We start from the raw sequence: 7425 nt of genomic DNA, 5'->3' as shown, positions 1-7425 counted from the left end.
CGAAAAATGCTGCCATCAGCAAGGGCGAGTATGGCTGGCTTAGTCAAGAAGACCTCCCGTAAATAACGCATGAAAGGGCAATCGCAGGTTGTAAAAAAGCGGAGTGACGTATGGACACGTCACCCCGCTTCTTCACTGAAATTATTCTGCGCGCTTTTAGTGGACACACTAAAGCTGTAGCTTACAGAAAAGGCCGTTTTTGGTCCACCGCTAAAGAGCCCTAAAGGCCAGAGAATGCGACAGGTCGTCGCCAAGCGGTAAAAACCGGCGCAAAACGTGACGTTTGCGCCGGGTTCAGCAGCAACTCAACGCAGGTCGAGCACGTCTTGCATGTCGTACAGGCCCGGCTCGCGACCATCCAGCCACAGCGCCGCACGCACCGCGCCTTTGGCGAAGGTCATGCGGCTCGACGCCTTGTGGGTGATCTCGACACGCTCGCCATCGGCGGCGAACAGGACGGTGTGATCACCAACGATATCGCCTGCACGCACGGTGGCAAAACCAATGGTTTCACGCTCACGCGCACCGGTCTGACCTTCACGACCATAGACCGCGACCTTCTTCAGATCACGCCCGAGGGCATCGGCAATCACTTCACCCATGCGCACCGCCGTTCCGGACGGAGCATCGACCTTGTGCCGGTGATGGGCTTCCATGATCTCGATATCGACATCGTCACCCAGCACGCGCGCAGCGGTGTCGAGCAATTTCAGGCAGAGGTTGACGCCAACGCTGAAGTTGGCAGCGAAGACAATCGGAATGTCCTTGCCCGCCTCGGCCAGCAATTGCTTCTCTTCAACACTGAAACCGGTGGTGCCGATGATCATCGCTTTGCCGTGTTTGCGGCAGAACGCGAGATTTTTCAGGGTCACGGTCGGGTGAGTGAAGTCGATCAGCACATCGAACTCTTCAACCACACGATCCAGGTCACCGGACAGCGGCACGCCAATACGGCCCAGCGCTGCCAGCTCACCAGCATCCGCGCCGACCAGCGTGCTGTCGGGACGATCGACCGCCGCCGTCAGACCGGCGCCCGGCGTCTGCTGCACCGCTTCAATCAGGGTCTTGCCCATGCGCCCGGCGGCGCCCATCACTGCAATACGTCGCATGCCGACTCCTTACAAATCGCCGAAGAAACGCTTCACACCGTCGAACCAACCGGTGGTTTTCGGCGAGTGGCTGTTGTCGTCGGCCAGGGAGCTGCGGAATTCTTCCAGCAGTTCACGCTGACGACGGTTGAGGTTGACCGGCGTTTCGACAGCCACACGACACATCAGGTCACCGGCACCGCCGCCACGCACTGGCGCGACGCCTTTGCCGCGCACGCGGAACTGCTTGCCGGTCTGCGTGCCTTCAGGGATTTTCAGTTTGACGCGACCGTCGAGGGTCGGGATTTCCAGCTCGCCGCCCAGCGCTGCGTCGACGAAGCTGATCGGCACTTCGCAGAACAGATGCTTGCCGTCACGCTGGAAGATGTCGTGTTCGCGGACATTGATGACCACGTACAGATCGCCCGTCGGCCCGCCCTGGGTACCCGCCTCGCCTTCGCCAGACAGACGAATGCGGTCGCCAGTATCGACACCGGCCGGCACTTTGACCGACAGCGTTTTGTACTCTTCAACGCGACCGTCACCGTGGCACGAGTCGCATGGGTCGGAAATAATCTTGCCTTGGCCATGGCAGCGCGGGCAGGTCTGCTGCACCGAGAAGAAACCTTGCTGCATACGCACCTGGCCAATGCCGCCACAGGTCGGGCACGTCGAAGGCGAAGAGCCTTTCTTGGCACCGGAACCATCGCAGGGCTTGCAGTTGACCAGTGTCGGAACGCGGATATTCACCGACGTGCCGCGCACCGCTTCTTCCAGATTCAGCTCCAGGGTGTAGCGCAGATCGCTGCCACGCTGGGCGCCGCCACGGGCACCGCCGCGACCGCCGCCGAAGAAATCACTGAAGACATCGCCAAAGATGTCCGAGAAGTTCTGACCACCGAACCCGGCACCGCCGCCGCCCATGCTCGGATCAACGCCGGCATGACCATACTGGTCGTACGCCGCGCGCTTGCTGGCGTCGGACAACACTTCATAGGCCTCGTTGGCCTCTTTGAATGCTTCTTCCGAAGCTTTGTCGCCGGGATTACGGTCGGGGTGGTGCTTCATGGCCAGGCGGCGATAGGCCTTCTTCAGGTCCGCTTCGCTCGTGCCCCGCTCGACACCCAATACTTCGTAATAGTCACGCTTTGCCATAAGTTCTTTGCACTCTTAAGGACGTTCGGCAAACCCCTCCTGAGCCTCGCCAAACTCGCTGAGCCCCCATGAAGGCCCGGACCCAACTCACGTCAATTCAACGATCCTGGTCTTGATTGATGCGGTATTTGCGGCGCGAAAAGCAGGAGCATTCTCGGCCATACCACCAACACGCGAGCGCTGTCGCATGCTGTAAAAATTCGCGTATTCCAGATACGCCAACGCGGGAGGCAAGCTCCCGCGCGGCGACATCCTACCAGTCACCGCCGCAAGGCAGTCAACCGGGCGACCAACAACTTACTTGTGGTCTTTTACTTCTTCGAACTCGGCATCGACAACGTCGTCAGCCTTCTCAGCCGATTCGCCTTGCGGGGCTGCGCCATCAGCTGGCTGAGCCTGTTCGGCGTACATCTTCTGAGCAACCGGAGCGGAGACTTTCGACAGCTCTTCAACCTTGGCTTCGATGGCAGCCTTGTCGTCGCCTTTGACAGCGGCTTCCAGGGCAACCACAGCAGCTTCGATTGCAGTCTTCTCTTCGGCGGTGACCTTGTCACCGGCGTCAGCGATCATCTTGCGAGTCGAGTGAACCAGTGCATCACCCTGGTTACGGGCAGCGGCCAGCTCTTCGAACTTGCGGTCTTCCTCGGCATTCGCCTCGGCATCACGCACCATGCGCTCGATTTCTTCGTCGGACAGACCGGAGTTGGCCTTGATCACGATCGACTGAGTCTTGCCGGTGGCCTTGTCTTTCGCACCAACGTGCAGAATGCCGTTAGCGTCGATGTCGAAGGTCACTTCGATCTGCGGTACGCCACGTGGAGCTGGTGGAATATCGGCCAGATCGAACTTGCCCAGCGATTTGTTCTGTGCGGCTTGCTTGCGCTCGCCCTGCAGAACGTGAATGGTCACAGCGCCTTGGTTGTCGTCGGCAGTCGAGAACACTTGCGATTTCTTGGTAGGAATCGTGGTGTTTTTCTCGATCAGCGCGGTCATCACGCCACCCATGGTTTCGATACCCAGGGTCAGCGGGCTGACGTCGAGCAGCAACACGTCTTTCACGTCGCCGGCCAGAACAGCACCCTGAATTGCAGCACCCATGGCAACAGCTTCGTCCGGGTTCACATCTTTACGCGCTTCTTTACCGAAGAAATCGGTAACCAGCTTCTGCACCAGCGGCATACGAGTCTGACCACCGACCAGAATCACGTCGTTGATCGCGCTGACGTCGATACCGGCGTCTTTCATGGCAATGCGGCAAGGTTCGATGGTGCGCTGAACCAGGTCTTCAACCAGCGCTTCGAGCTTGGCACGCGAGATTTTCACGTTCAGGTGCTTAGGACCGGTCGCGTCTGCAGTGATGTACGGCAGGTTGACGTCGGTCGACTGAGCGGACGACAGCTCGATCTTGGCTTTTTCAGCGGCTTCTTTCAGGCGCTGCATGGCCAGCGGGTCACCTTTGAGGTTCATGCCGCTTTCTTTCTTGAATTCGTCAACGAGGTAGTCGATCAGACGAATGTCGAAGTCTTCACCGCCCAGGAACGTGTCACCGTTGGTGGCCAACACTTCGAACTGGTGCTCGCCATCAACTTCAGCGATCTCGATCACGGAAACGTCGAAAGTACCGCCACCCAGGTCGTAAACGATCACGGTGTGATCGCCCTTGGCCTTGTCCATACCGTAAGCCAGAGCGGCTGCGGTTGGTTCGTTGATGATACGTTTTACGTCCAGACCCGCGATGCGGCCGGCGTCTTTGGTCGCCTGACGCTGACTGTCGTTGAAGTAGGCCGGAACAGTGATCACCGCTTCGGTCACTGCTTCGCCGAGGTAGTCTTCGGCGGTCTTCTTCATCTTTTTCAGGATTTCAGCCGAGATTTGAGGCGGGGCCATTTTCTGGCCGTTCACTTCAACCCAGGCGTCGCTGTTATCAGCCTTGACGATCTTGTAAGGGACCATCTGGATGTCTTTCTGCACAACTTCTTCGTCGAAACGACGACCGATCAGACGCTTTACTGCGTACAGGGTGTTGTGCGGGTTGGTGACAGCCTGACGCTTGGCCGACTGACCTACCAGAATTTCGCCATCATTGGCGTACGCGATGATCGACGGCGTGGTACGCGCGCCTTCAGCGTTTTCAATAACTTTAGCCTTGCCGTTTTCCAGCACGGAGACGCAGGAGTTGGTAGTCCCCAGGTCGATACCGATAATTTTGCCCATGTTCACTCTCCCGAAACTTTGGATTTTTTTGCCGCAGCAGTGGTGGCTGACTGCGGTAATACTTAAACGCTTGACTTCTAAATGGGGGCCTTGCGGCTAATTTCAAGCCTGCTCGTCAATCGACGGCGAAACCGGCGCCGGTGCCTTGCTGACCACGACCATCGCCGGGCGCAACAGGCGACCATTGAGCTGGTAGCCCTTCTGGAAAACCTTCAGCACGCTGTTCGGCTCAACGTCGGCGCTTTCCTGCATGGCCATCGCCTGATGGTGAACGGCGTTGAACGGTTCGCCATGCGGATCGATCGCTTCAAGCTGGTAGCGCTTGAGGGTGTCGTGGAACATTTTCAGGGTCAGTTCGATGCCTTCGCGCATCGGACGGATGCTTTCATCGTCCGGACTCGACAGCTCAAGGCCGCGCTCCAGGCTGTCCACGATCGGCAGCAAGTCGCTGGCAAATTTTTCCAACGCAAACTTGTGCGCCTTCTCGACGTCCTGCTCGGCACGGCGGCGAACGTTCTGCAGATCGGCAGCAACACGCAGAGACTGATCCTGCGCGGCGGCCAATTGCTCTTCGAGCACTTGCACACGGGTCGCCAGGTCGTCACCCGAACCTTCGGGCGCCTGATTGGCATCTGGATTTTGCGTATCTACTGTCTGTTCGTCAGCCATGGAATTCTCCTTTCAATTTCGTCCGCGAGCCTGACTCGCGCTTCTGCCCCGATATATGGGGCCGCAAAATCAGGCTTCAAGGGCTGCAAGCGATTGTCCCTACAAAAAAGTGCTGATTAATCATTCTGCAATGCACTAAGAAAACTTTCTGATCAAGCAAATCGAGCTAAGCAGGGGCATTGTCAGGCCAGAACAAAACACTGTATAAATAACCAGACCTCAAGCCTGGGAGCGGCCTTTATGCTGGTGCACCTGTCCGTACACAACTACGCCATCGTTGAACATCTCGATCTCGAGCTCGATCGCGGGATGAGCGTGATCACAGGAGAAACCGGCGCCGGCAAGTCGATCATGCTCGACGCCCTGGGCCTCACTCTGGGCGATCGCGCCGACAGCGGCGTGGTTCGACCAGGCGCTGACAAAGCAGACATTCTCGCTACCTTCGATCTGGCTGATATCCCCGAAGCGAGCGCCTGGCTGGCCGAGCGCGACCTGGAAAACGACGGGCCATGCATCCTGCGCCGTGTCATCACTTCGGAAGGTCGTTCGCGCGGCTACATCAACGGCACGCCTTGCCCGCTCGGCGATCTCAAAGCCCTCGGCGAGTTGCTGATCGACATCCACAGCCAGCACGAACATCAATCGCTGCTGAAAACAGACACCCATCGTCGTCTGCTCGACGAGTACGCCGGTGCCACCGATCTGGCGCGCCAGGTGCAACTGGCCGCGCAGCGCTGGCGTCAGACCCGCCAGGAACTGGAGCGCCTCTCCAACTCCGGCGACGAACAACGCGCACGCCATCAACTGCTCAGCTATCAACTCGAAGAACTGGAAAACCTCGGGCTCGGCGAAAACGAACTCGAACAGCTTGAGCAGGAACACAAGAACCTGACGAACGCCGAAACGCTGTTGGGGATTTGCCGGCAAGTGGTCGAGCAGTGCAGCGAAAGCGATTCCGGCAATGTGCTGAATGCGCTGACCGCCAGCCTCAATCGCCTGTCCAGCGTGAACAATTCGGTGGGTGCGCTGGGTGAGGCCAGCAGCCTGTTGACGAGCGCGCAAATTCAGGTGGAAGAAGCGGTCGGCGAACTCAACCGCTTCCTCGACAACTTCGATGCCGACCCGGCTCGCCTGCAATATCTGGAAGAGCGCCTTGATGCGATCTACACCCTGGCGCGCAAACACCGGATTCAACCGACCGAAGTCGGCGAGATGCAGCAGAAACTGCTGGATGAAATCGAAACCCTCAACGCCAATGACGAATCCATCGAGCGCCTGGGCGAAGAACTGGCCTCTTACGCCCGCCACTATCAAGAGAAAGCCCGCGAGCTCAGCGATCTTCGCCATCAGGCCGCTGGCAGCCTCGCCAGCGCTGTCGAGCAGGAAATTCAGCGCTTGGGCATGCCCGGCGGCCGGTTCACCATTGAACTGAACGCCAACAGCAGCGACGAATTGCTGCCTAACGGGCTGGAACAGGTCGAACTGCTGGTCAGCGCCAACCCCGGCCAACCGCTCAAGGCGCTGGCCAAAGTTGCTTCCGGCGGTGAGTTATCGCGAATCAGCCTGGCGATCCAGGTAATCACCGCACAAACATCGCGTGTGCCGACGCTGGTATTTGATGAAGTTGACGTGGGTATTGGCGGACCGACTGCTGAGATCGTCGGTCAGCTACTGCGGCGCCTCGGTGATCGCGGACAGGTATTGACCGTGACCCACTTGCCACAAGTCGCGGCGCAGGGGCATCAACATCTGTTCGTGCACAAGGTCCGCGACGAGAAGGCGACTCACACCGCTGTCGCGAAGCTGAGCAAGAATGAACGCATCGAAGAAGTTGCGCGCATGCTCGGCGGCATCGATCTGACCAAGGAATCGCTGGCCCACGCGAAAAAAATGGTGGTGACCGCCAAGGCGTAACGGATAGTAGAAAGCACGAAGGCGACCCTTGGGTCGCCTTCGTTCGTTTCGCGAATGTGAAATTCGCGCGACATGCTTACTTTTTCTTGCGTACGTACAGCACGAGATTGTGATCAACCATCTCGAAGCCGTGCTTCTCAACGATCGACTTCTGAAGCTTTTCGATTTCTTCGTCGAAGAATTCGATCACTTCACCCGACTCCACGTTGACCATATGGTCGTGGTGGCCACCGTCAGCCAGTTCGAAGACCGCGTGGCCGCCGTCGAAGTTGTGGCGGACCACGAGGCCGGCCGCTTCGAACTGGGTCAGAACACGGTAAACCGTGGCCAGACCGACGTCCTCGCCAGCTTCCATCAACGCCTTGTAGACGTCCTCGGCACTCAT

The 7425-nt window shown here is 58.5% G+C and carries 6 protein-coding genes; 1 reads left to right on the top strand and 5 read right to left on the bottom strand.

What is annotated here, in order from left to right; genetic code table 11:
* Positions 1–305: 305 nt before the first annotated feature.
* The 4 genes from dapB to grpE all read right to left on the bottom strand — a co-directional run bounded on the left by dapB (position 306) and on the right by grpE (position 5126).
* On the bottom strand, positions 306–1109 hold the full coding sequence (dapB, locus tag ACIGDJ_RS27315) for a 4-hydroxy-tetrahydrodipicolinate reductase (protein ID WP_016771766.1): 804 nt from the start codon (positions 1107–1109) through the stop codon (positions 306–308).
* A 9-nt stretch (positions 1110–1118) separates the two neighbouring features.
* Entirely contained in the window at positions 1119–2243 is a 1125-nt protein-coding gene (gene dnaJ / locus ACIGDJ_RS27310; RefSeq protein WP_312995081.1) for a molecular chaperone DnaJ, read from the bottom strand.
* A gap of 297 nt (positions 2244–2540) precedes the next feature.
* Positions 2541–4457 carry a molecular chaperone DnaK gene (gene dnaK, locus ACIGDJ_RS27305; protein ID WP_101158088.1) on the bottom strand — a complete coding sequence of 639 codons (1917 nt, stop codon included), beginning with the start codon at positions 4455–4457 and terminating at the stop codon, positions 2541–2543.
* Between the two features lie 102 nt (positions 4458–4559).
* Positions 4560–5126: a nucleotide exchange factor GrpE gene (gene grpE, locus ACIGDJ_RS27300; RefSeq protein ID WP_039759570.1), complete on the bottom strand. Its 567-nt coding sequence runs from the start codon at positions 5124–5126 to the stop codon at positions 4560–4562.
* A gap of 240 nt (positions 5127–5366) precedes the next feature.
* Between grpE and recN the strand changes: the two genes are divergently transcribed.
* Positions 5367–7040 carry a DNA repair protein RecN gene (gene recN, locus ACIGDJ_RS27295; RefSeq protein WP_101158090.1) on the top strand — a complete coding sequence of 558 codons (1674 nt, stop codon included), beginning with the start codon at positions 5367–5369 and terminating at the stop codon, positions 7038–7040.
* Positions 7041–7116: 76 nt separating this feature from the next.
* Here recN and ACIGDJ_RS27290 read toward each other — a convergent pair.
* Positions 7117–7425: transcriptional repressor (locus ACIGDJ_RS27290; protein ID WP_397504678.1), on the bottom strand; the 309-nt coding region annotated here is incomplete at its 5' end.

It is taken from the genome of Pseudomonas sp. NPDC079367, from assembly GCF_044542195.1.
Taxonomy (GTDB): domain Bacteria; phylum Pseudomonadota; class Gammaproteobacteria; order Pseudomonadales; family Pseudomonadaceae; genus Aquipseudomonas.
The sequence above is the reverse complement of the archived record's forward strand: the minus strand, read 5'-3'. Positions and strand labels throughout refer to the sequence as shown.

Excerpts from the sequence above, each read along its gene's own strand:
- grpE (WP_039759570.1), bottom strand. The coding sequence starts at position 5,126 with ATGGCTGACGAACAGACAGTAGATACGCAAAATCCAGATGCCAATCAG.
- dnaK (WP_101158088.1), bottom strand. The coding sequence starts at position 4,457 with ATGGGCAAAATTATCGGTATCGACCTGGGGACTACCAACTCCTGCGTC.
- dapB (WP_016771766.1), bottom strand. The coding sequence starts at position 1,109 with ATGCGACGTATTGCAGTGATGGGCGCCGCCGGGCGCATGGGCAAGACC.
- recN (WP_101158090.1), top strand. The coding sequence starts at position 5,367 with ATGCTGGTGCACCTGTCCGTACACAACTACGCCATCGTTGAACATCTC.
- dnaJ (WP_312995081.1), bottom strand. The coding sequence starts at position 2,243 with ATGGCAAAGCGTGACTATTACGAAGTATTGGGTGTCGAGCGGGGCACG.